This is a genomic window from Demequina sp. NBRC 110055, assembly GCF_002090135.1.
In the GTDB taxonomy this organism is placed as follows: Bacteria; Actinomycetota; Actinomycetes; order Actinomycetales; family Demequinaceae; genus Demequina.
Window position 1 is genome coordinate 574042 of the sequence record NZ_BBRL01000004.1, and the last position, 24328, is coordinate 598369.

Annotated in this window: 18 protein-coding genes; 5 read left to right on the plus strand and 13 right to left on the minus strand. The window is 69.0% G+C overall.

Going from position 1 to position 24328, the window contains the following annotated elements; all coding sequences use genetic code 11:
• Positions 1–37 precede the first annotated feature (37 nt).
• Positions 38–523, plus strand: coding sequence for a hypothetical protein (locus B7K24_RS02690; protein WP_144268083.1), 486 nt, complete (start codon positions 38–40; stop codon positions 521–523).
• Between the two features lie 279 nt (positions 524–802).
• Here B7K24_RS02690 and B7K24_RS02695 read toward each other — a convergent pair whose 3' ends face one another.
• From B7K24_RS02695 to B7K24_RS02705, 3 genes are all read right to left on the minus strand, one after another.
• Complete coding sequence (locus B7K24_RS02695) at positions 803–2068, minus strand: cation:proton antiporter (protein ID WP_084128528.1); 1266 nt, start codon at positions 2066–2068, stop codon at positions 803–805.
• 6 nt (positions 2069–2074) lie between these two features.
• Entirely contained in the window at positions 2075–2554 is a 480-nt protein-coding gene (locus B7K24_RS02700; protein ID WP_084128529.1) for a cation:proton antiporter regulatory subunit, read from the minus strand.
• 90 nt (positions 2555–2644) lie between these two features.
• Positions 2645–3211 carry a GNAT family N-acetyltransferase gene (locus B7K24_RS02705; protein ID WP_084128531.1) on the minus strand — a complete coding sequence of 189 codons (567 nt, stop codon included), beginning with the start codon at positions 3209–3211 and terminating at the stop codon, positions 2645–2647.
• Between the two features lie 67 nt (positions 3212–3278).
• On the opposite strand from B7K24_RS02705, the gene B7K24_RS02710 reads away from it, so the two are divergent.
• Complete coding sequence (locus B7K24_RS02710) at positions 3279–4397, plus strand: DNA topoisomerase IB (RefSeq protein WP_084128532.1); 1119 nt, start codon at positions 3279–3281, stop codon at positions 4395–4397.
• A 33-nt stretch (positions 4398–4430) separates the two neighbouring features.
• Here B7K24_RS02710 and B7K24_RS02715 read toward each other — a convergent pair whose 3' ends face one another.
• From B7K24_RS02715 to B7K24_RS02730, 4 genes are all read right to left on the minus strand, one after another.
• Positions 4431–5342: a phosphotransferase gene (locus B7K24_RS02715; protein WP_159449119.1), complete on the minus strand. Its 912-nt coding sequence runs from the start codon at positions 5340–5342 to the stop codon at positions 4431–4433.
• Between the two features lie 74 nt (positions 5343–5416).
• Complete coding sequence (locus B7K24_RS02720; RefSeq protein ID WP_084128535.1) at positions 5417–6670, minus strand: Dyp-type peroxidase; 1254 nt, start codon at positions 6668–6670, stop codon at positions 5417–5419.
• Positions 6670–7173 carry a copper chaperone PCu(A)C gene (locus B7K24_RS02725; RefSeq protein ID WP_084128537.1) on the minus strand — a complete coding sequence of 168 codons (504 nt, stop codon included), beginning with the start codon at positions 7171–7173 and terminating at the stop codon, positions 6670–6672. Before B7K24_RS02725 ends, B7K24_RS02720 begins: the two co-directional genes overlap by 1 nt.
• A gap of 98 nt (positions 7174–7271) precedes the next feature.
• Complete coding sequence (locus tag B7K24_RS02730) at positions 7272–7856, minus strand: hypothetical protein (protein WP_144268084.1); 585 nt, start codon at positions 7854–7856, stop codon at positions 7272–7274.
• Between the two features lie 68 nt (positions 7857–7924).
• Between B7K24_RS02730 and B7K24_RS02735 the strand changes: the two genes are divergently transcribed.
• Complete coding sequence (locus B7K24_RS02735; protein ID WP_084128540.1) at positions 7925–8527, plus strand: bifunctional 2-polyprenyl-6-hydroxyphenol methylase/3-demethylubiquinol 3-O-methyltransferase UbiG; 603 nt, start codon at positions 7925–7927, stop codon at positions 8525–8527.
• A 10-nt stretch (positions 8528–8537) separates the two neighbouring features.
• Here B7K24_RS02735 and B7K24_RS02740 read toward each other — a convergent pair whose 3' ends face one another.
• Positions 8538–9716, minus strand: a complete 1179-nt coding sequence (locus B7K24_RS02740) for a MalY/PatB family protein (protein WP_084128541.1) — start codon at positions 9714–9716, stop codon at positions 8538–8540.
• Between the two features lie 113 nt (positions 9717–9829).
• Here B7K24_RS02740 and B7K24_RS02745 point away from each other — a divergent pair, with 113 nt between their 5' ends.
• Positions 9830–10876: a hypothetical protein gene (locus B7K24_RS02745; RefSeq protein WP_144268085.1), complete on the plus strand. Its 1047-nt coding sequence runs from the start codon at positions 9830–9832 to the stop codon at positions 10874–10876.
• Positions 10877–10893: 17 nt separating this feature from the next.
• Here B7K24_RS02745 and B7K24_RS02750 read toward each other — a convergent pair whose 3' ends face one another.
• The 5 genes from B7K24_RS02750 to B7K24_RS02770 all read right to left on the minus strand — a co-directional run bounded on the left by B7K24_RS02750 (position 10894) and on the right by B7K24_RS02770 (position 16074).
• Positions 10894–11739, minus strand: a complete 846-nt coding sequence (locus B7K24_RS02750) for a RimK family alpha-L-glutamate ligase (RefSeq protein WP_084128544.1) — start codon at positions 11737–11739, stop codon at positions 10894–10896.
• 17 nt (positions 11740–11756) lie between these two features.
• Positions 11757–12884, minus strand: coding sequence for a VanZ family protein (locus B7K24_RS02755; RefSeq protein ID WP_084128546.1), 1128 nt, complete (start codon positions 12882–12884; stop codon positions 11757–11759).
• A 277-nt stretch (positions 12885–13161) separates the two neighbouring features.
• Positions 13162–14442, minus strand: coding sequence for an MFS transporter (locus B7K24_RS02760; RefSeq protein WP_159449120.1), 1281 nt, complete (start codon positions 14440–14442; stop codon positions 13162–13164).
• A 13-nt stretch (positions 14443–14455) separates the two neighbouring features.
• Positions 14456–15223, minus strand: coding sequence for a hypothetical protein (locus B7K24_RS02765; RefSeq protein ID WP_084128549.1), 768 nt, complete (start codon positions 15221–15223; stop codon positions 14456–14458).
• Positions 15220–16074: a hypothetical protein gene (locus tag B7K24_RS02770; protein ID WP_144268086.1), complete on the minus strand. Its 855-nt coding sequence runs from the start codon at positions 16072–16074 to the stop codon at positions 15220–15222. Before B7K24_RS02770 ends, B7K24_RS02765 begins: the two co-directional genes overlap by 4 nt.
• Before the next feature lie 253 nt (positions 16075–16327).
• Here B7K24_RS02770 and B7K24_RS02775 point away from each other — a divergent pair, with 253 nt between their 5' ends.
• Positions 16328–24319, plus strand: coding sequence for a DUF5979 domain-containing protein (locus B7K24_RS02775; protein ID WP_159449121.1), 7992 nt, complete (start codon positions 16328–16330; stop codon positions 24317–24319).
• Positions 24320–24328: the final 9 nt, after the last annotated feature.

Sequence of the window (24328 nt, forward strand, 5' to 3'; positions counted from 1 at the left end):
CCTCGCGCGTGTCTCCTGCCCGGGGTTACGGTCGAGCATGAGGTGGCTAGGCATCGGTGCTGTGCTTGCCCTTCTCGCCGGGTGCGCGGGCGGGGGCACCATCCCCGTGCTCGAGGAACCCGCTCCGGCGCCCGCCGCGCCAGCCGGCTGCGCTCAGGTCGATGCGGAGGTGGTCGCCACCTTGGCGTCGGGTCTCAGCTCGCTCACGCTGCTCACGACGCCTCAGGGAGTGGAGGCGCTACGGCAGGAGTCCTTTGCTTTCGATCACACGGCCTATCGCGCGGCGCTGGCCCAGACGCAGTTCGTCGAGGTCACGGGCTTCCAGGACGAGGGTGCCGGTGCGGCCATCGCGGCGCTCACCGACGCCGCGGAGCGAGCGGGCCGGATCATCGACGCGGGGGTTCCCACTCACGACGACCTCGTCGAGTTTGCCGAGGCCACCGGCGGCCCCGGTGTCCTTGCCGACCACCACCAGCGGCTAGGCGACGCGCTGTCCCGCGCCTGTGCCGGGAGTCTCGGGTGAGGCCTGGTCGGGGTGATCGGAGGCCGCCAGGGTGCGTGCGGCATCGGCCACCACCTGACGGACTTCGGCGATGTCCTCCGTCGTGAGGAGACCCACGTGTTCCACGCCGAGCGTTGGCGTGACGCTGTGGCGGCGGCGCCAGGGGAGGCGAAGACGGTGACGCGGCATGGTGACCTCGCAAGGGACGCAGGGAGTCCTTGAGCGAGGGGGCAGCGGCGCTGCAGGTCCTGGGTGGGGACGGCGGTAGCGATATCGTCGCACGCGCCGGGGCGCCCGGCGCTACGTGTAGAACTGGCGCGGCGCCGACGGGCGCGAGACCACCCGCCTGACGCCCGGCGTGGCGCGCGCCGGTGCGAGCGTGAACGGCGGGGGGATGCGGTCCGCGAAGCGCATCACGAGCGACCCCACCACAGCGAGGATCAACACGTAGGCCGCGGCGAGGGGACCCAGTTGTGACTCGACCCCGGCGGTCACACCGAGGCCCGCGATGACGATGGAGAACTCTCCGCGGGGCACCAGCGACAGGCCCGTGCGCCACTGGCCCTTGGGGCCGATGCCGTTGCGCCTGGCCGCGAAGATGCCCGTTCCGATCTTGGTCACCGCCGTGACCACGGCGAGCGCGAGCGCCGGCAGCAGCACAGGGATGAGGTCGCGAGGGTCGATCGTGAGGCCAAAGAACACGAAGAACAGCCCGCCGAACACATCGCGCAGCGGCGGCAGCAGTCCGCGCACGTCGTCCGCGACCTGACCCGACAGGGTCAGCCCCAGCAAGAAGGCGCCGACGGCCGCGGAGACCTGGACGGCATCGGCCAAACCCGCCACCAAAAAGGTGAGGCCGAGCACGGTCAGCAGAAGCAACTCGCGTGAACGCGAGTGCACCAGTCGCGAGATCCGGTCGGAGAACCTCAGCGACACGACGAATGCCGTAAACACCAGCCCCAGGGCGATGGCCGCGGCGACGGCTCCTTGGGCGAGGGTGGCTCCCACGAGCAGCACGCCGGTGATAGGCAGGAACACCGCCATCACCAGGTCCTCCATGACGAGCAGGGACAGCAGGACGGGGGTCTCGCGGTTGGCGACGCGGTCGAAGTCGTCGAGCAGGCGGGCGATGATGCCAGAGCTGGAGATGTAGGTGACGCCGGCCAACAGGAGCGACGCGGTGGGGGACCAGCCGAGCATGAGGCCTACCGCGAAGCCGGGGATACCGTTGGCGAGGCCGTCGACCAGCCCGGCGACCCAGTTCGACTTCAGGCCATTGCGAAGGTCGACCGGTGAGTACTCGAGGCCCAACAGCAGCAGCAGGAGGACCACACCGATCTCCGCGCCCACCTCGAGGAAGTCCTCGCCGGCGGACACGGGGATGAGCCCGCCGTCGCCCATGAGGACACCAGCCAGCAGGTACAGCGGGATGGAGGGGATGCCGATGCGCGCGGCGAGGCGCCCGAGGCCGGCGAGTATCAGCAGGATGATGCCCAGTTCGATGAGCACCTGACCGGCATGGCTCGCCTCCGGCTCGGGGAGGACCTCGAGGGGCAGCGGCAGCATAGGTGGTCAGCCGACGAGGATGGTGGTGGCCTTGCGCACGGCGGCGTCGGAGCCCATCACGAGCACGGTGTCGCCCGCCTCGAGGAGGAAGTCGGGGCCGGGTCCCGGGTTGCCGTCCTCCCCGCGGATCACGGCGACGATGGAGGCGCTGGTCTCGGTGCGAATCTTGCCGTCGGCGATGGTGCGGCCGGTAAGGCCGCCCGAACTTGGCATGGTCACCCACTCGATCGCGAGGCCGTCGATCTGGTGCCTCAGCCCTTCGAGGCGGGACGTGATCGAGGTGCCGCCCAACAGTTCGACCAGCGCGGCGGAATCCGACTCTGACAACTCGACGGTGCCGCGGCAGGAGTCCGGATCCTCGCGGTCGTACAGCGCGAAGTCGCGCTTGCCGTCACGGCGCACCACGACGCCGACGTGATCACCACTGTCCGCCTGGAACTCGTATCGGACGCCGATGCCCGGTAGCGGAGTCTCGTAGATGTCCATGCGGGCCAGTCTGCCACCTGGCCCTTCGCCTCTCCTAGCACGGCGTCATGCTGGGCGATGCCTGGGGCCGAGGCCGGAGGCCCGCCCGCGTCAGTCGCCCTCGCGCCGCGCGATCCACTCTCGCGCCAAGAGGCCGTAGATCGCATCGTCGGACACCTCGTCCTCGACCCAGTAAGCCTCCCGGCGGATGCCTTCGGCGAGGAACCCGATGCGCTCCAGCACCCGCACCGACGCAATGTTGTGGGGGTGCGTGCACGCTTCGATGCGGTGCACACCCACGTCGAAGACGGCGTAGTCGACGAGGCGCGCGGTTGCCTCGGTGGCGTAGTGGTGACCGCGTGCCCACGGGTGCAGCGTGAAGCCCACCTCGGCGGTGCGCCCGTTGCCGGACAGATACAGCGCGACGTCGCCGAGCACCTTGCCGTCACGCTTGCGCTCGACGGCGAGCTGGTACCACAGGCCCGGCAGCGGGCCCGGCTGGCTCTCCATCGACGCGATGAGTTCGCGCGCCCGCTCGACCGAGTACGGCGCGCGCCATGCCTGGTATTGGGCGGTAGTGGTGTCGGAGCGGCGCTCGGCGAGATCCTCGGCGTCGTCCATGGTCATCGGGCGCAGTACCAGCCGCTCGGTCTCCAGCGGCGCGAACGTGGTCTCCATGAACCCACGCTAGTCCCGCCTGGGGCGTGTCGCGACGCGGGCGCACTCACGGGCTTACTGTCGAGCCATGCCACGACTGACCAGGTCCCGTCCCGCAGAGCCGGGCATCACCCGACGCCGCAGCGGACGCGGGTGGACTTACCGCGACACGGACGGCGCGACCATCCGCGACGCACGCGAGCGCGAGCGCATCGACGCGTTGGCGATCCCTCCCGCGTGGACCGACGTGTGGATCTGCCCCGATGCGCACGGCCACCTGCAGGCGCTGGGCACGGACGAGGCGGGCCGGCGCCAGTATCTCTATCACCCCGCGTGGCGCGAGCGCCGGGATCGCGCCAAGCATGCTCGCGTGCTCGAGGTGGCGGCGGGGCTTCCCGCGGCCCGCGCGGTGGCCGATGCCGACGTGGCCCGCGACGACCTCTCGCGCGAGCACGTCCTCGGCATCGCGTTCCGCCTGCTCGACCGGGGGCTGTTCCGCATCGGCGGCGAGGGTTACGCCGCCGACAACGGCTCGTATGGCCTTGCCACCGTGTTGCGCGAGCACGCGCGCGTCAGTGGCGACGAGGTGACCTTCGACTACGTCGCGAAGTCGGGCAAGGATCGTCACGTGGTGGTACGCGATCCGGACGTGGCGTCGGCCGTCACCACCTTGAAGCGACGCTCGGGGGGAGCGCCGGAGCTGCTCGCCTACCGCGTGACGACCGACCCCGTGACCTGGCGCGATCTCGTCAGCGACGACATCAACGGCTATATCCAGATGGTGGTGCAGCCGGACGCGACGGCGAAGGACTTCCGCACGTGGCATGGCACGGTCATCGCCGCCCAGGCCTTGGGGATGGCCGATGCGGCGGCGGACCTCTCGCCTACGGCCCGCAAGAAGGTGGTCGCCTCGGTCATGCGGGAGGTGGCCGCGCAGCTGGGCAACACCCCGGCGGTCGCCCGGGCCTCCTACGTCGACCCGCGGGTCGTGGACCTGTGGGAGGACGGGGTCACGCTCGAGCCCGTCGTCGACGCGTTGGGCGAGCACGGTGAGTCGCTGTCGCCAGGCGACCGCGATGCGGCGATCCAGGCGGCGCTTGAACAGGCGGTCGTCGACCTGCTGACGACGGCGCCCGACGCGCGGGAGGCGCAGCTGCGCCGCGACGCGAGGCGGGCGAAGCGGATCGCGAGCGCCACGCGCGTGTAAGCGTCGCGCGGGCATTCCCGCGCCTTGCGGTGTTCAGCGCAGGGACTGGCGCAGCGAGGTGAGCGCGGCGTGTCCGGCCTCGTGGAACGGCTCCTCCTCCATGCAGGCGAGGGTCGCGGCGTAGTGGAGCGCCTCGGCCCGGATGACGCGCTGCCCGGCGGACGAGGACACGTATCGCGCGACGGCGGGCTCGCACGCCCCGAGGTAGGCGTCGAGCATCGGCCCCACGTGGTCGGCTCCCACCAGCACGGCGGCCTGGCCGAGGTCGGTCAGCGGCGACCCGGCCGCGGCGTCTCCCCAGTCGAGGATCCCGGCCAGCCGCCCGGCGCGGGTGAGGACGTTGCGGCCGTGAATGTCCAGATGCGCCCACGTGCGCGGCCCCGACGTGGTGTGTGCGGCAGCGGTGAAAGCAGCCCGCAGGCGCGGCCCGTCGGCGATCACCCCCTCGGCTTCGAGGTGGCCGATGCGGTCGCCGAACACCTCGGCCCGCTCGCCCAGGGTGAGGGAACGGTAGGGATTCACGGGGGCGTCGTCGGGCGCGGTGACGTGGATCTGGGCGAGAGCGCGGCCAAGGTCGCGGGCACCCTCCACGCTCAGCGGCGCGCCGTAGGCGACGGTGCCGTCGATCCACGGCACCACCGACCACCGCCACGGATAACCATGGCCCGGCTCACCCAGGCGGCGCGCCACGGGTGCGGGGAAGGTCCACTGCGCGCCGATCCGCGGCAGCCACTCCCATTCCGTGCGGGCAATCTCCGCACCGACGGCGCGGCGCGGCATGCGCACGGCGAGCGCATCGCCCAGGCGGAAGGTGACGTTGTCCCATCCTTCGACGCGCGCGCCGAGGGGGAGCGAGGCGAGGTCAGGATGCTGGTCGGCGAGCAGCGCCCGCACGGTCCCCTCATCGACCTCGACCTCCGCATCCGGGGTCGCCATCAAGGTCATGCTCTTCACGGTAGACCCGCCGTGCGGGCTTGCCGCAAGACACTCGGCGCGTTCGTGACCTTGCCGTGACTGCCTCACGCGAGCAACGTCTCGCCGATGAAACCTCCGGGCGCGCAGCCCGGCGGTATCGCAAACACCGCGGACCCGATCGGTGTGGTCCATTCATTCAGGAGATCCGCCTCGTCGAGGCGTCGCTGGATGGGGGTGAACTGTGCGTCAACGTCCGCCTGGAAACTCGCGAAGAGCAGGCCCGTCTCTGAGACTCCGCCGCCGGCGGGCGCCACGTCGTAGTTGTAGCCGCGCCGGAAGATCACCTCGCGTGAGTCGACCGGGCGCGACCGCGCGATGTGCGCCACGGGGGAGATGACCGTGTTGCCCGCCGCGGTGGTGGCCTCGAAGTCCGGCGCATCCGCCTCGCGTGAACCCGTGAGCGGAGCGCCATCGGTGATCCGCCGACCCACGGCAAACGAGCGTGCGGTCGGATCCACCTCGTCCCACGTGTCGAGGTTCATCCGGATGCGGCGGAGCACCAACGAGGTGCCGCCCGACACCCAGGCGGTCGCGCCGGTACCCGTACACCACACCACGGCGTCAAACCCCGCAGTTCCCGGCTCCGGGTTGGTGGTGCCGTCGACTTGGCCGAACAGGTTGCGCATGGTGGTGCCGGAGACCTCGGAGCCGTAGGCGCGCCGGAAGCCGTCTTGACGCCACGCGAGTGATGCGAAGGAGCGCGAGTCCTTGAGCAGCATCCGCACCGCATGAGCGACCGTCACCGGATCGTCCGCGCTCACCACCATGAGCAGGTCGCCGCCCGACCACCGCGGGTCAAGGGCATCGATCTCGAACGCGGGCAGGGGCCCCAACCATGCGGGCACGGCGGCGGCTCCGGCCGCCCGCCGGACGAGTTCGGGCCCGAACCCGAAGGTCACCGTGAGGGCTGCCGGGACGGTCGCGAGCTCGGGCTCGGTGTCGGCGAGTGCTCCCTCGCCCGACATCAGCCGTTCGGCATCGTCGGTGAGTACCCGCATCATGCGTGCCAGCGCCTCGCGGTCGGTCCTCTCGAGCAGCCTCAGACCTAGATAGGTCGCGTGGGCGGCGATGGGGGTGTCGATGCCGCTCTGGTGGTCGCCATGAAACGTCACCGTGCGGGCGCCGTTGAGGCCCGCCGCATCGAGCTCCGCCTGACGCTGGTCCGGCAGCCCCGCACCTGCGCCCACCAGCCGGTCCGCGCCGAGCGCGACGGCCGCGCCCACGCCGGCGGCGGCTCCTCCTAAGAGGAACCCCCGCCGGCTGAGGCCGCGACCGGTGTCAGTCGCGTCCCCGGGCATCAGGAATCCATGTCCATGGGCTCCTGGGGCGTGTACGACTCCTGCGCGCCCGTGTAGTCCTTGGCGTCCGCCGTGAAGTCGAAGGTCGAGCCGTCCTCGAAGGTCAGCGTGAAATCGACGGTGTCGCCGGCCTCGATGGGCTCGGTGACGTCCATCATCATGACGTGGTTGCCGCCCGGCTCGAGGGTGAGCTTCTCCCCCGGAGCGATCTCGAAGCCGCCCTCCTTCTGGCTCATCGACATGCCGCCAGAGGCGTCCGAGAGGGTCTCGTGCAGCTCGTTCGTGGGCGAGGCCGAGGTGTCGACGGAGACGAGCACCACGGTCTCATCGGTGCCATTGGTGAGGTCGCCGAAGGCCGCGGTCATGCCGGACTCGGCGGCCTTGACCCAGGGGTCGGTGATGGTGATCTCGCCGGGCTCGTCGGCGGAGGCGCAGGCGGACAGAGACAGGGCCGCGACGGCGGCGAGCGCGCCGAGGCGCGCAGGGGTAAGGACAGCGTTCATGGGTAACTCCAGTCAGGTGGGGACAAACCGCCCCGGGGTAACGGTGAGAAGGCCATCCGCGGGGATGGCCGAAGCTCCCGCCAGGTTGGCGGGATGTCTCACCTGACGGGAGGACCTCGCAGGCCGCTGCCACTGGCGAGCACCAGCGGACGGAGCGCGGGGATGCGACAGAGCGCAGCGGTGTGGCCTGCGGACGGGGCCGAGGCGCGGGGCGCCGCGAGGTTGCGCACGAGTGCAGCGACGATCACGTCGAGTGCGGCGCCGGCGCTGGCGAGCGCCCAGTCGAGTCGCACGAGTGCGGCGGTGGTGACGAGCGCGGCGACGACGTGCGCGATGCTCATGACGCCTCCACCGTGTCCACCGTGCGCGCCAGCCGGGACCGTCAGTGCGCCCGCCTCGAGATGATGGGCATGCGTGGCGGCGGTCACCGTCACGCCTCCCGCGCCGAGCACGAACAGAGCGTGGAAGAGGGCCTGGCTCGCGGCCACACCGACACCCGTGCGCCACCAGGACACCGTGCGTCCTGCGAGTTGGACGCACACGGCGAAGGACAGCGCGAGCGGCACGAGCACACCGGGAGCCGACGGCATCGCGCCGCCGCCCAGCACGTGCGAGCCGAGCGCGACGCCAGTCGCGACCGTCGCCGCGACGGCGGCGCGGCCTAGCCGTGCTGTCGCCCTCATGCCCACCGCGGCATTTTCGCATAGCCAGCCACGGCATCGGCCTTCCGCAAGCCTGGCACCATAGGGCCATGAGCGACGACGACAAGCCCGACGCCAAGCGCTGGAACTACAACATCCACTATGGCGAGGCGCTGCTGGAGCGCATCCCCGAGGGTGCGCGCACCGCCGTGGATGTGGGCTGCGGCGAGGGCTTCATGGCGCGACGCCTTGTGGAGCGGGGTCTCGCCGTCACGGCGATCGACGAGGACGCGGAGTCGATCCGGCGTGCGCGCGCCCAGGGCAGCGAGTCCATCACCTTCATCGAGGGTGACGCCCTTACGGACGCGCTTCCCGCCGGAACCTACGACGTCGTCGTCGCCAACGCGTCGGTTCACCACATGGACCTGGTCGAGGGCCTCACCCGGCTACGCGACCTGGTCGCTCCCGGTGGGGTGCTGCTCGTGGTCGGTATGGCCAAGGGCGGCGTGGTGGACATTCCGCGCGAGATGGTCGCGTCCGTCGTGGACAAGGGCCACAAGCTCTTCCGCGGCTACTGGGACCACGGTTCGCCGTGCGTGTGGCCGACGCCGCAGACCTACGCGCAGGTGCGCGATACGGCCGCGGCGCTCATGCCGGGTATTGAGTTCTCCAAGAAGCTCCTGTGGCGCTACACGCTGGTGTGGCAGCGCTGACGCTCGCGGCCTAGCCGCGGTGGGTGGAGGCGCCCATACGGCGCACGGCCTCCGTGAGGATGTCGGGGTGGGTCGCGATGTTGAGGCGCACGTGCCCGGCCCCGCCGGTGCCGAACGTGAGCCCCGAGTTCAGCGCCACGCGGGCGTGCTCGAGGAAGTGCGCGGCCGGATCGTGGCCGAGGTCGAGCTCGCGGCAGTCGAGCCACGTGAGGTAGGTCGCGGCGGGCAGGGTGTACCGCACGCCGGGAAGATGCTCCTCGAGCAGCGTCGCGAGGAGCCGGCGATTGCGGTCCAGGCTAGGCAGCAGCGAGTCGAGCCACGGCTCGCCCTCGTTGTACGCCGCCGTCTGGGCAAGGGTGCCGAAGTGGGTCGGGCCATGGTGGGCCGAGTTGCCGTAGGCCGCGAGTTCGTCGGCCGCCTTGGTGCCCGCGATGATGATCGCCGCAGGGATGCCCGCGAGGTTCCAGGCCTTGGACGCGGCCATGACGGAGAAGCCACGCTCGGCTCCCGCCACGGACAGGTAGGGCACGAACGTCTCGCCCTCGTAGAACAGCGGGGCGTGAATCTCGTCCGAGACCACGCGCACCCCGTACCGCTCGGCAAGGGCGGCCACGCCCTCGAGCTCAGCGCGGGTGTGGGCGGTGCCACCCGGGTTGTGCGGGTTGCACAGGAGATAGGCCGCGGGCGCGCCCTCGGCGGTGACGTTGCGGAACGTCTCCTCGAGCGCGGCGAGGTCCAGACGCATGTCGTCGCCGAGGGGGGCTTCGGCGATGCGCCGGCCGGCGGCCTTGAGGTACGAGTAGAACGGCGGATAGACCGGGGGGTTGACGACGATCTGGCCGCCCGGCTCCGTCAGCAACGTGAGGATGTCCGTGTAGCCGGTGATGACATCGGCCACCGTCGTCATCTGCCCGGGCGAGGCCTCCCAGCCCCACCGACGCGACGCGAAGGCCGACAGTGCCTCGGTGTAGGCGGTGCCCGAGGCGTAACCCATGTCGCCCGTCGCGATGGCGCGCTCCAGCACCTCGCGAATGGGAGGGGCGAGCTCGACATCCATCTCCGCAACCCACAGCGGCAGCACGTCCGGGTCGTACCGGCGCCACTTCGCGCTGGTGCGCTCACGCAGCCGAGCGAGGCTCAGGGTGGACAGCGGGTCGGGCAGGGTCGTCTCGGTGGCAGGCACGGGCATAGGGGCCACTCAATCGGACGCGGGCCCGCGGCGCAAGTGGCATGAGACCCACCGCACTCGTTGGCCGGTGTGCCGCCCCCGCTGGTCTCGGCGAGCCGTCTAGTCTGCCTGACATGGGTTGGCACGACGACGCGGGGCGGGTGCCCGTCGGGGCGATTATCACGGTGCTGATCCTCGCGGGGGCGGGGTACGGCGCCTATTGGGCGCTGTCGGAGTTCGGCTTCCTGCCGTCCGCCTTGGACGGGGCCGATGCGGTGGCCACCCAGGAGGCCGCCGGGCCCGCCACGAGCGGCAAGCCGGCCTGGCTCGAGGCCGCGGGGGAGGACATGCCGCCCCTGGTCGAGCCCGCGTCGGAAGAGTCGCCGCCGATGCACGAGATGGCGGACTGGGTGTGGGACGTGAACGACGACTCGTGGAACGTCACCGTCATCCGCGAGGGTGAGGGCGACGGCGACGCGTCGCTGTCCGATCGCCAGTCACTCGTCCTGGTCAGCCCCAGCAGCGACCTCTTTCTCGTCACGGACGAACTGCGCAACGACTACCGCATGAGCGTGGTCGACTGGGATCCGGTCACCGACGTCGCCTGGATGCGCCGCGGCGGACGCCCCGGCCTCGCACAGGTCACCGCGCTGTCGATGCCGACCGGTGAGGCCGATGCCGCCTGGGCCGGGGGAGTCGTGCCCGATGCGAACGAGGTCGACGGCGGCGTGGGCAACGTCGAGGTGATCGGCACGCAGCCCGACGGCCTGGACCTGTGGGGCGCCTACGACGAGGGCGGGTACTCCACAGGCGTGTTCTGGCGTGACGGCGAGGAGTTCGTGGACTCACTCGTCGACGAGCGCATCGCGACGGCCGTGGGACAGGGCTTTTCGCCCGGTCAGGGACTCGAGGCGTGGATCGACCCCGAGGGCATGCGCGCCGTCTACCACGGCGTCTACCGCGACCCGTCGACCGACCGGATCGAGGACGAGATCTGGATTGTCCACAACCTCGAGTCCGATGCGAACGACGACGTGCCCTTCGACCCGCCGTCGCCCGGCTGCAAGCCCGTCGAGGGGCCGCGCAAGGGCACGTTCGAGGCCGACAGGATCGTCGCGGACTGTGGCGGCACGGAGTATCTGCTCGACCTCTTCGACGGGCAGCCCGCCCAGCGGCGCTAGGAGGCTCACGGCCGCCGTCAGTCCAGCAGTGCGCGGAACACCGCCGCGGCACGTGCCGGGGCCTCGGGATCCATGCCCAGGAACAGGCTCGGCTCGGTGAGTTCCAGCTCGAGCAGCACGGGACCGTCGTCGGTGGGCAGCAGGTCCACCCGGGCGTAGGCGAGGCCCGCCGGCAGGGTCGCGACCACGCGGTCGGCTAGCGTGCGCTCGGCGTCGGTGGGCTTGCACGGCGTGATCTTCTCGTCCGCGTAGAGGCCGGTCGACCAGCTCATGCCACGCGACAGGATGGCGGCCTTGCGTGCGGCGTGGGAGAAGCGTCCGCCCAGGTAGATCAGGGCCGTCTCGCCGTGGGTGTCTACCTGCGACAGGTACGGCTGCACCATCGCGATGCGACCGTCGGAGTGGAGGGAGGCGACGTGAGCGAGTGCGGCGGCGGGGTCGTCATGGAACAGGCCGGCGCCTGCCGAGCCAGCACCCACGGACGGCTTGACGACCACGGAGCCCGCCACCGCATCGGCCACCACCTCGTCACCAGGCGCCACGAAGAGCGTGGGCACCACCGGGATGCCCCGCTCGGCGAGGTCGTCGAGGTAGCGCTTGTCTGTGTTCCACACGAGGGTCTCGAGGGGGTTGACCAGCCGTGTCACGGCCGACGCCTTCCCGGCCCAGGTGCGGAACTCCTCGAGCCGCTCGGTGTAGTTCCACGTGGAACGCAGGATCGCCACGTCGTAGGCCGACCAGTCCACCGCGGGGTCGTCCCACGCCACCAGCTCTGCCTCTGGGAGGTGGGGCAGGAGCAACTGCTCGTCCGCGTCGGGGACCTCGAGGTCGACGGTGGTGACGATCGCGATGCGTGCGCTCATGCGCGTCAGGCTAGCGGCTACTCGAGGGGGTCCATGACGGTGGTGTCGGCGGTCGCCGTGTAGCGGTCCGCGCGGATGGCGGGCACCGATCGGGTGCGGGTGAGTGTGGCGAGACCGGTGAGCGAGCGCCGATCCGCGCGCACGAACGAGACCGCGAGTTCGATCATCAGCGCGAGCGGACCGGCGAGGGTGGGGCTGATCGCCCAAGGCGCCCAGCGCAGCACGGCGCGCACGAGAACTGCCCAGACCGGTGGTGGCGTGGTGGGTCTGTCGACGGACACGGGTGCGACATTCATGACGGCCTGGCCGAGGGTCGCGCGGTCGCGTCGCAACAGCGGCACACCCAGCCCCAAGAGCCCCACGGCGACCACGGTCACCCAGGTGTCGACGCGGGTTGGCATGGCGACCGGGACGGTGACGTCGTACCCGTCGGCGAGGGCGTCCAGCACAGCCTGGCCGCCCTCGACGAGGGTGACGGCCGCCAGCGCAAGGCCGAGGTCGGCGATGACGGCCACCGCGCGCCGGACCCGGCCCGGGGCCGCGAGGTCGGGCTCGCGTGGCGGTCGCGTGAACGGGAACAGCCCAATGGCGATGTACGAGACGATGAGGCCCAAGAGGGCGCCACCGGTGTTGGCGAGGATGTCGTCGACATCGAACATGCGGTACGGGCACGGGAACACACCGAAAAAACCGGTGCCCTGGGACAGTTCGATGAGCATCGAGGCACTCGCGCCCACCGCCACGACGGCGAGGCCGGGCCAGCGGCTGGCCTGATGAAGGAAGAAGCCGAACGGCATGAAGAGGGCGACGTTGGCGGCAAACTGCAGGAACGTGAAGGACGTTGCCGTCGCCCGTCCGCCTTGACCTTCGTAACTGTCGAAGATTTGTCGCAGGCTTGCGCCGGGGTCGAGCTGCCATGACACCGGCGTGGTGCACGCGAGGTCGGCGCTGTCCGGCAGGGGCAGGATGGTGAAGACGGCCAGGGCGATCGCCGAGCCCATCAGCCCGAGCGCCGCGAGCATGGGCCATCCGCGCAAGCGTCCGTAGTAGCGCACGGTGTGGCCCAGGATGGGCAGCATGGCGACGGGGATCAGCACGGCCGTGGCGACCATGGTGAGCATGGCGTTCGCCACGTAGAGGTCCATGGAGAAAGCGTAAGCGGGCAAAAAATATCCGGTGACCGGCGCCTCGGGGGGAGGGGCGGGAGGCGCCGGTCGCCGGAAAAAGTGGGCTCAGGCGACCTAGTCCCCGGATGGCCGCCTGAGCCACATCTTTGTCGGCGACCGCGGTGTCACCTGACGACATCTACGAGATTACGGGCCTCGTGATGGCGGTCCATGGGCACTTGGTCCCGTGTAGGCGACACGCCGCGCGTGAGCCGCGCCACAGGGGCCGATGCGGTCGCCGGCCTCCGGGAGGTCGTCAGCTGTTGGGAGGTACGGGTGGGGCGTCGATCCACCCGTCGGCGCCGTGCATGGACGGGGGTGGGGCGTCGGGAAGATCCGCCTGGGGACCGGGTCGTTCGGTGCCGCGACGGATGATCGGGGCGGTGACGAGAGCGAGACCGAACATGGTGATGGCGGCGCCGGCGGAGAGCGCGAGACCTGCCTGAGCGTCGATGGTGTCCACCAGGTATCCCCCCACCCATGCCCCGACGCTGACTCCGACGCCCTGGCCGATGCGCAGCCACCCCATGCCTTCGGTGATCTGGTCGCGATTCACGACGCGCTGAACGATCGTGTCGCAGTTGGTCAGGGTCGGCGCGATGGCGATGCCCGCGAAGAAGCCGACGACGGCGAGCATCAGCATGTTGACCGAGAACGCGAGGACCAGCATGCCGCCCGCGAGGATCGCGCAGCCGATGATGAAACGCTTCCACAGCGGCGTGCGCCAGTGGCGCGTGCCATACAGGAGGCCGCCCGAGAACGAGCCGAGCGCGACGACGCCGAGCGCGAGGCCGGACCATCCCTTGTGGCCCGCCTCTTCGGCGAAGGCGACGAACGAGATGTCGATGGAGCCGAACATGGTGCCGATGCCGAGGGACACGACGGTGGCGGCGATGATCGACGGCGGAATCGTGAGTCCCAGGCTCGCAGAGCCCGCGGTCTTGCGCGGCGGCGGCTGCGTTGAGCCCTGGGAAAGCAGGATGGTCAGGCCGATGATCATGGCGCCCGTCGAGACCAGGATGCCAGCGCCCGGCCACACGGTCGTGGCGAGGATGGTCGCGAGGGCGGGGCCGGAGATGAACAGCACCTCGTCGAGTGCGCCCTCGAGGGCGAAGGCGGTGTGAATGTCGTCGTCCGAGTCGAGCATGTGCGACCACCGCGCGCGGGTGAGCGAACCCAGCGGGCCCTGGAACGACGCCAGGATCACGGCGACCCACAGCACCCATTCGGGTTCGCCGTTGACGGCGGCCCACACGCCGACGGCCGCGCCGATGACGTGCAGCGTGGCGAGCGGAATCATGGCGGCGCGTTGGCCGATGCGGTCGGCGAGCCGGCTGGTCGGCACGGTCTGAAGAGCCCAGCACAGGATGCCAATTGCGGCGACGCGTCCCGCCATCTCGTAGCTGCCGTATTCGATCTGCACCATCAGGATGAAGGAGATGTTGAACATCGCCATCGGCACGCGGGCGAGGAGCCCGGAGAAGGCGAAGGCAGCCGCGCCGGGGCGGCTCAGGATCGATCGATAGGGGGCGAGCACGTGGCCCATCGTCTCACTGGTCGGCGACCCGTGGCGGTGGGAGGTGGGTGACGCGGGACTTCTTACGGTCGTCGACGATGAGCCAGGCGGCGCCACCGATGATCAGGGCCAATGCTGCGGCGATCCCGATCCACAGCAGGATCGGCCCCCAGTCGATCGCCTCGCCGGCATCGGCCACCATGCGAATCTGAGGAGTGGTGGCGAGGTCCGTCAGCCCCAGCGTGACAGTGTGACCCTCGACCGTTCCCGCCGTCGCTGACTGCACCAGCCCGGGGAAGGTGAAGGTTGCCTCAACATCGACCGCAGACTCCGCCAGCGCAAGGTTGGACGGACCCACCCCCAGCCCGGCGAGCGCGTCCTCGCCTCCCCTGCGGATGTCGACGACGAAGGCGCCGTCCTTCTGCTCGACCGTGGCACTCGCCTCGACGCTCGCGAGGGCCTGCGTGGAGGCCTCGCTGAACTCCTCTAGGGGAATGTCCGTGAGCGTCAACTCGATGCCCTCGAGCTCGCCGCTGGCGTAGGGCTCGAGGCTCACCTGACCGGGAAAACGGTCCGCGAAGGCTCGGAAGTCGTCGGAGTCGCCCACGTTTCCCACGAGTGAGTCGACATCGACCCCGAGGTAGTCAGTGATCTGACTTGCCACCGAGTCGCTGTAGGCGACGATGGTGTGCTGACTGAAGGTGTCGTCGTCGCTGAAGGTCGTGTCCGCCGTCGCGCGCACGCAGCCGGCCAGGGCCACGACGGCCACACTCGCGGCGGCCCATCGGATGACTTTCTTCATCGGCGGGAGGAGGGAGCGTCGCCGTCGTCCTCAGGTAGTTCAGGGCGCACGGTGGCATCATTCGGCGTCTCGCGCTCGGCGCGCGTGGCATCGCCGTGCCGGTCCTCCGGGGCGACGAGCCCCCCATGGGTGACGGCCGTTTCCCCTGTGGGGGCGGCATCCATGCCCGGTGTCGCGGTGTCCGGCGTCGCCTCTCCACCGCTCGGCCCCCGCCGTCGGCGCGTGGCGACGACGAGTGCAATCCCGGCGCCCACACCGGCGAAGAGGCCAATGACGAGCACGATCCACAGCGGGAAGTCATCCTCTGCACGCGCGCCGCCGCGTGCCTCAATGCTGTACGGCCCGCGAAGAAGGTCCCACGTCACCGTATGGCCCGAACTGTCGAGTTCACCATTGGTCTCCGTCACGTCGCCTGGGAATGTGAGCGATAGCGTCATGGTGGCGTCCGAGGGGAGCTCCCCAAGGTCGCCAGCGTCATCGCTGGCCGCCAAGGATCCCTCCACGAGGTAGTCATCGCCTTCGCGCGTGATCGACAGCTCATCGCTGTCGAAGTCGAGTGCCGAGAACGGTTGGTGGTCGAACGTGACCTGCTTGCCTACGTAGCCATCCTCGGCATAATCCGAGACATCGCCTTGCGCTAGATCGCCGCCGACGTCGCCGAGCATCTGGTCGATGAGTTCGTCGTCGCTCACACCGAGCAGGTCGCCCGCGCCGCTTTGTACCGCCATGAGCACGGTGCCGCTGACCGTGTCGTCCTCGTTCAGTGTCACATCCATGTCGACACGCAAGCACCCGGCCAGTGCCAACGCGGCGACCAGCGCGAGGATCAACGTCCGGGTTGCTCTCGTCATGATCGCAAGACTCGCACACCGACCAGCGGCGGTCCAGGCCCGGCGTGACCAGTGCCGTGTCGGGGCCGCTCTGGAGCGTCGTCCCAGGTATGGCGCGCCCATTCATGGGGCCAAAACGGCCGCTGTGGGCTAGCGTGGCGGAAGACGCATCGTCGATGACGGGCGTTCGGCGATCGGGGTACGAGTGATGGCGCAGACAGGCTGGCAGCGAGCTCGGCGGGACCGTGGCGCGCAGCGGCATGGCCGGGGGCTCGTGGCCCTGCTGGTCGCGTTGCTCGCCGTCGTGACCGTCGCGGGGCCAGCAAGTGCCGAGGGCCCGGCGGGGCTCACGATCACCAAGAGCGTGTCGCAAGAGAACATCACCCCTGGGGACGAGTTCCTCTACACGATCCAGATCAGCTGTGTGTATTCGAGTGCGATCCCCGAGTCGGGCTGCACCGATGCCACTGTCACCGACACACTTCCCCCTCAGTTCCACCTCACGGGGCCGCCTCAGGTCATCAGTTCGGGAAACTCCTTCAGCGTGAGCGGCGAGGCGGGGGGATCGGACGCGTCGGTGTCGTTCACCACACCGTTCGATGACCCCGAGGGTGGCCAGGGCATGTTGCAGGGCACCACGGCGACGATTCAGATTCCCGTCGTGGCTGATTCGCTCACCTACGACGACAACGGCGTGCCGATCATTAACGAGGCGGAGTTCACCGCGAGTAACCCAGACACCGACCCGGACTCGGACACGGCGACGGTCGTTCCCGAGGTACCCCTGGTGCTCGATACCGATGTCGAGAAGACGTTTACGCCGGACAGTGGTCTCGCTGAGCCCGGTAGCGAGACGACCATCACCATCACCGCGAGCAACGAATCGGAGACGGGCGCCGACGAGATGGTGATCGTCGAGCCGGCGGATCCGGCAGCGTCGCCTAACCCGTTCGACTCACTCGCGATCACCGACCTCGTCGTAGGCGCGTTCCCCGCCGATGCCGATCTGGTGCAGATCGATGTGTACACGGACTCGGGTTGGGTCAACGGCACGCCGGACACCAGCGCCGCCTTGCCCGGAAGCGTCGACCCCGACGAGATCCGCGGCGTACGGATCACGTTCTCAACCTCATCCGACGACGCGTTCATCCTCCCCGGCTCCACCGTGGACATCGCGATCGACGCCGTCCAACGCGATCTGGGAGAACTGGCGAGCAACCTCGTCGTCGACAACACCGTGTCATCCACCGTGGAGCGCGACGATGAGACGGCGACGGACAACGGGGACGCCTCCTACACGATCGAGGCGAACATCCCTGACGTGACGGCGGACAAGTCGTTCGACCCGGTCTCCATTCTTCACGGCGAGACCTCGGACGCCACTCTCGTCGCGGGCGTGACCGGCGACCTCCCCGTCGAGGAGTTGTCGATCATCGAACCGTCTGCGGCAGGCGACCTCCACGTGCCAGGCTTTGACTCCTCGATGTCGTTCGAGGGCTTTGCCTCCGCGCCCGTGTGGCCTGCGGGAGCCACGGATGCCTCAGTGACGTACTACTGCGCCGACGGTAGCGACGAGATCGTGTCCTTCGCGGACGGGGACGTCCCCGGCGATCCTTCCAGTGGATGTGAAGTGGCGCGCTTCAGCGTCGACTTCACCGGCGCCATGGACCCTGGAGCGTCCGCCACTGTCGTCACCACCGTCGGCACGGACGCCGAAGACCCCTCCGTGCTGACCCCGCTCGACAACGAGATGACGACCACCGGCACCACCGGTGGGGGAGCCTCGGGCAGTGCTACGGATGACGACACCCTGTATTCCTACCTCGAGACCCTCACCTCGACCTCGGGAAAGACCATTGTCCCCAGTGACATCCTCGGCGAGGACGGCGAGTGGACCGTGCTCGAGCTCGCGGGCGGCATTGCTGGTAGGCCCGCCCCGGGTGCGGACCCCGAGGGATCGTCCACGGGGAACGCGCAGGACATTGTGGTCCAGGATCCGATCAACCCGGCCGCGAGCTCCGACTATTGGGACGCGTTCAACCCTGATCGCATCACCAACGTGGTGATCCCTCCAGGCGCGACTCTCACGGTGAACTACTGGGACGGGGACTCGTGGGAGCCGCTTGTGGTGGACGTACCGTCCACCGAGTCGCCCTTCTCCTACGACATCGCCGCGAACGCGCCGCCGGCCCCTGGTGACATCGGTGGCCTCCAGTTCGTCTTCCATTCGGATGAGGGCTTCCCTCCCGGCACCACCGTGTACCCGAACATCGTGATGGACTTCGACGGCTCGGCCGATGTCGCACTGCCCCTCCTTGGCCTGGAGAACTGCACCAGTTCGAGTGCGCAGACAGCGGCAGGGACCGCATCCACTCCATCCACAGCGTGCGACACCGTCAATGTGTATGACCCCGAGGACCCCGTGGGGCCCGGAGTGGGTGATCTGATGGATAAAAACTGGCTGGGAGGAGAGCCGCCGCAACTCTTCGCGCGCAGCGGCGACCGGGCGACGGCACGCATCTCGTGGTCCACAGGCGGATACTCCAACGCGGAGTCGGTCACCATCACCGATGTCCCAGGGCCGCCCGCTCTTGCCGACAGCGTGTACGACGCGTTCGACCTCGTGAGCATCACGGCGATCACACCGGACACGGATCCATATATCGAGTTCGACGCGGTTGAGGCGGTGTTGCTGTACAACCAGGACTCGGGCACGTGGAACAGCGCGGCGAACAGCCCTTGCGGTGATGTGGGAACGGTCGCGCCCGAGTGCACGGGCCAGCTCCCGCAGATCGCGCTGACGGCTACCGAGCGCGAGACCACGACGGCGGTGCAGTTCGTCTTCGTCGAGAGCCCCGCGCGAGCCTCGTCGACCGATCCCGCCGCACCGCCCGTGGGTTCTGGAGTGGCTCGCTCGATCAACAACACGCGTCCCATCGATCTCGTCTTCGAACTGCGCGACTGGCTACGCTCCGATGCCTCGGTTCCGGTGACCGGCCACACGCTGTACAACGACGACGCCCTTGGCGCCGGGGAACCCGATGAGGGCCTCGTGTGGAATCAGGCCCAGGCCGTCGCTGACTTCACTGACCGCGACGACATCTCCGACACGGAGCAGGACGAGGTCCTCCTTCTTGACGACACGCTCGGCGTGTCGATCGACAAGACCTGGACGGACAACGAGGTCGGCATCCCGCCCGTGGTGACCGACGCCGACGATTACCCGCACGCACCGATCTCCTTGACCGTCACCAACACCTCGGCGAACGCCGCGGTGGACGCCGTGACGCTGTGCGATGGCACGGCGTGCAGCGCCGCGACGACGACCTTCGAGTACTTCAACTTTGACGGCTTCACCGAGATCACCATGCCTGCCGGTGCCACTGGCGTCACCATCACGTTGACCGACTCTTCAGACACGACGGTGCTCACCACGACCGACGTCACGACCGCGCTCGAGTGGACTGGCCCCTTCGATGGAGTGACGAACGTGCGTGTCGAATGGGTGGGGCGGATCGAGCCGGGGGCCTCCGCCACGGTGACCTTCAGCACGATCTTGAGAAAGACGATCCGCACCAGCGGGGAGGTGATCGACGCCACGGACGCCGGAACCGTCGTCAACAACGTCGCCTTTGGCAGCGTTGACGACGCCGGTCGCAATCCCGTTACCCAGCCCGACGCGCCCATCGACCAGGATGATGCGCAGGCCAATCTGGTGGAGTTTGAGATCGGCCTCAACGTCGACAAGACGTTCGGGCCGACCGTCGGCGACCAATCCGACGTCTTCATCCAGACCGAGCCTGATCAGTCGGAGTTCCTCCTGGTACTCCGGAGCCAGCCCTTCGACGGTGCCCGCCCGGCGCAGGTCGTCGTCTCCGATATCGACCCGACGTTCTGGAACGTCTACGAGTTTGTCCGCATCGACGAGAGTTTCGCGCTGCAAGCGCCCGTGGACCAGATCCAGATGTCGGTGCTTACTGGTCAAACGTTCACCGGTGACCCGGGGGGCGAACTCACTGTCACCGGCGGCACCTCAGTCAACGGTGGCGTGGGCTCTGTGCCTACCCTCCCCGCGGCGGTGGCGCCCGCGAACGTGCAGGGCGTCGTGTTCACCATGAACAGGGCCGATGGGGAGCAGTGGGAGGGTCCCGTCCACCCGGTCCAAGAGATCCCGATCGTCGTGCAGCGCAGGGACGAGATGCTCTCGGGTGGCGAGCCACCCACCGACCTCGTGGGCAATCCCGCCGCGCCCGGCGAAGACGAGGCCGGGCACAGTCGTGACACCGTGACGGGTCAGATCGAGTCGTATCTCGACACCATCGGCGGTGATCCGCTCGTCGTGGACGCCGAGCCCGACGACGCTGAGGTGATCTACGAGCATTCGCGCACCGCCGTCAGCGTGGAGAAGACCCCCGCGGGCACCGTGAGTCCCGGTTCGGTGATTCCGTACACTCTGACGTTCACGAACACGGGCGACACCCCTGTCTACAATCCGGTGTTTACTGACACGCTCCCGACCGACGAAGACGGGCCGCTGCTCCAGATCGACCCGAGTGCCGCGGAGACGGGCGACAGTCCGTATGGCTTCTCGCTCACAGGCCCCAATCCTGATCCCGGAGATGGTCTGCCCCTCCCGACGGACGAGCCCGAGGTCGCGATTGCCGAAGACCCGGAGGGTGGATCGCCCGAAACGATCACGTTCTCGTTCCCCGACGGCTACGCCCTTGGTGTGGGTCAGAGTTACACGATCACGATTGACATGGTGACCCGGCCCGCGCTCTTGGCGTCGACCACGATCGAGAACACCGCGACTGTCGCAGGCGACAGGCCGTTCGACGCGTGCAACGACGATGAGTTCGACCCTGCCGTGCCGGAGTGTGACGGCTCGACTCAGGTGATCGTTGCCGCCGGCGGCGCCATTCGTGCGGCAAAGCAGGTCAAGGCGGATGATCCGAGCCTGGGCACCACGAGCGCGGTCGAGGGAGCCGACTGCGTCGCCGACGAGGACGGCTTCTACGGCGCCCCGTGCATTCCGATCTCCCAGCCCGGGACCACTGAGACGTGGCGCCTCAACCTCGAAAATACTGGAAACGTCCCGCTCGACCAGCTCACGGTCGTGGACCGCATGCCCGATGTGGGAGACCTCACCGCGCTCGAAAACTTTGCCCGGGACTCCGAGTGGTACGCAGAGATCGTTGACCCCCAGACCGGAATCTCCGCACCGCTGCTGTATCAACTCGACGTGTACGGCACCACCGAGACAGTACTGTGCGCCGACGACCTCGTGTCGGGGCCTGGATCATGTCCCGACGGCGCGTGGGTCCCTATCGATGACTTCGCCGGGGACTACACCGACGTCACCGGACTGAAATATGAGTTCGACTTCCGGGGCTTTGCGCCCTTCCAGCCGGGCCAAGTCATCACGATCGACATCCAGACCCGCACCCCCGTGTCGTCCCCCACGGACGGGCCCGACACGATCGCGTGGAACACGGTCGCGGCGGGTGCGGTCACCACCGACGGCGACGACATCCTCCCCACCGAGGGCAACAAGATCGGTGTCGCCTTGGCGACCGGGCCCCTGAGCGTGCTGAAGACCGTGAGCGGGGAGGCCGCGGAATACGCCCCAGGGTCGCTGGTCGTCGCAGTGGTGTGCACGGTGGACGTCGACGGGGAGCCTGTCGAGGCTCACCGAGAGACTCTCACCCTCACACCCGGTGAAGCGGTGACGGTCGAGGACCTTCCCTATGGCGCCGAGTGTTACCTCGAGGAGGGCGACAACGGGCAGACGAATGTGGTGTCCGAATCTGCGACGGTCACTCGAGATGACCAGGAGCTCCAGGTCACCTCACTCGACAACGTCTACGACGAGGCGTCCCTCCTGGTGTCGAAGGACGTGGCCGGCTCCGATGGGTCCGGCGCGGCCGATCCGGCGGACGCCGGCCCGTTCCCGATCTGGGTGAGGTGCGAGTTCCTCGGCGAACAAGCGTGGGCGGACGGCTACGGCCCGGTGCTCGCAGACGGCCAGATTCGGCCGATGCTTGCGTTGCTCAGCGACGAGGAAGAGGTGCTCTTCACGGGGCTACCCGCTGGTGCCGAGTGCACGATCACCGAGCTGCTCATCGACGAGTCTCCCGCGACCGTTTCCATCGTCGTGACCACCGCGGACGGCAGCACCACCGTTGAGGACAACGAGGCCGATCTCACCCTGACCCCCGATGACCCGCAGAGCGCGACCGATCCTGGTACGACTAACACCGGTGTGGTGACCAACACCTACGAGTTGGGTTCGATCGTTATCGACAAGCAACCGGTCGGCCCCGGCGCCGCCGACGGTGGCGACGGGCCGTTCACCTTCCACGTCGAGTGCACGTACGACCGCCCGCTACCGCTGCTCGACGTCACGACGTACGACGGCGACATCCGTGTGGGGGGCATCCTGCCGCTGACCCGCACCGTCAGCGGGATCGTAGTCGGGTCCGAATGCGTCGTGACGGAGACCGACGACGGCGGCGCCGACGGCTGGCTCTTCGGTACCGACGGGGCCACGCCGTCCCAGCCGCAAGTCGATGACGACGGAAACCCCTACGTCGAGGTCACGGTGGACGACGGTGACGGCGTCACAGTGGTCGCCCAGGACATCTTCGAACAGCGTGTGCCGCTGGACATCACGAAGACGATCGACGAGGCCGCGCAGGACCAGGACGGCGCCTCGCCGCCCCTGGGACCCTTCACCGTTGAGATCATGTGCGTGTACGGCACGGGCACCGTCTATGAGCACGAGGTCTTCGCTGACGGCTACGACGCCGAGAACCCGATGGTCGTGACGCTCGCTCCCGGCGAGACGGTCACGCTTGACGACCTTCCCAGCAACAGCGACTGCGTGCTGACGGAGACCGACGTCGCGGGCGCCGACTCCACCACGATCACGGTCACGACTGTCGACGGCTCGTCGACCACGACGGGAACCGGCGCATCGTTCACCCTGCCGCCCGTCGAGGGCGGCGGCACGTCGGTCGAGATCGACGTCATCAACGAGTACCCGGTGGGCTCGCTGATTCTTCACAAGCAGCTCGACGGGGACGGTGCCGACGCACTCGGTGCGGGTCCCTTCACGTTGCACGTGAGGTGTGTGTGGGCGGGGCCCAACCTGGCGCAAAGTGCGGTCGTGTGGGATGGCGACGTGGTGCTCGGCGGAGACGCGCCTCTCGAGACTCAGGTTGACGGCATCATCGCCGGGTCCGTCTGTGTGGTGACCGAGCCCGAGGATGGCGGCGCGGACTACACCGAGTTCTCGCCGGGCAAACCGGGCGGTAGCCGCAGCGTCGTGACCATCCCGGAGGGCGAGGGCGACGCCGTCGAGGTGGTGGTGACCAACCGCTTCGAGGCGCTCGCCTCGCTCGCGTTGACCAAGGAGGTCGACGACACGGTCGTGAACGCCGACGGCGAGGTGCCCGATTTCGGTCCCTACCTGGTGGCCGCGTCGTGCGTATACACAGATCCCTCCGGCGACGAACAGGACGTCTATGCCGAGGGCTTTGAGCCGCTCATTCCTGGCGCGCCGATGCTCGTGGTGCTCGACGACGGCGAGACCGTCACCTTGACGGGCCTGCCGTCCACGTCGGAGTGCACCGTCACCGAGCTGGTGGATGGGGCAGCCGCGTCGACCACGGTCACCGTGACGACGGCCGATGCCGGCGCGGCTACCGTCGACGGCACCTCGTCGTCGCTGGTCTTGACCGAGGGCGACACCAACACGGCGCTCCTCACGAATACCTTCGCGGTGGGCTCACTCGCGATCGACAAGGTCATCGGTGGGGACGGCGCCGCTGAGCGCGGCTCGGGCCCGTTCGAGTTCTCGGTGCTATGCACCTGGGACCGCGGAGTCGGCGATCCGGTGACCACCTGGGATGGCTCCGTCACGCTCGGCGGCGACCAGCCGCTCACGACACAGATCGACGGCATCGCCGCAGATTCTGAGTGCGTGGTCACCGAAACCGACACGGGCGGCGCGGATGATACGCGGTTGACCCCGGCGGGCGCCTCGACCACGGAAGCGGTCGTGACGATCGGCGTGGGCGCCACCGTGACGGTGATGGCCTACAACCAGTTCGACGCCACCCCGCCACCCGCGGGAGGCGGCGAGGATGGCGACTCGGGGTTCCTGCCCATCACGGGCTTCGATCATTGGGCCATCGCGATCATCGCGCTGGTGTTGCTCGCGGTGGGCGCGATCATCGCGATCATCGCGAGGCGCAGGCGCTAAGACGCCGCG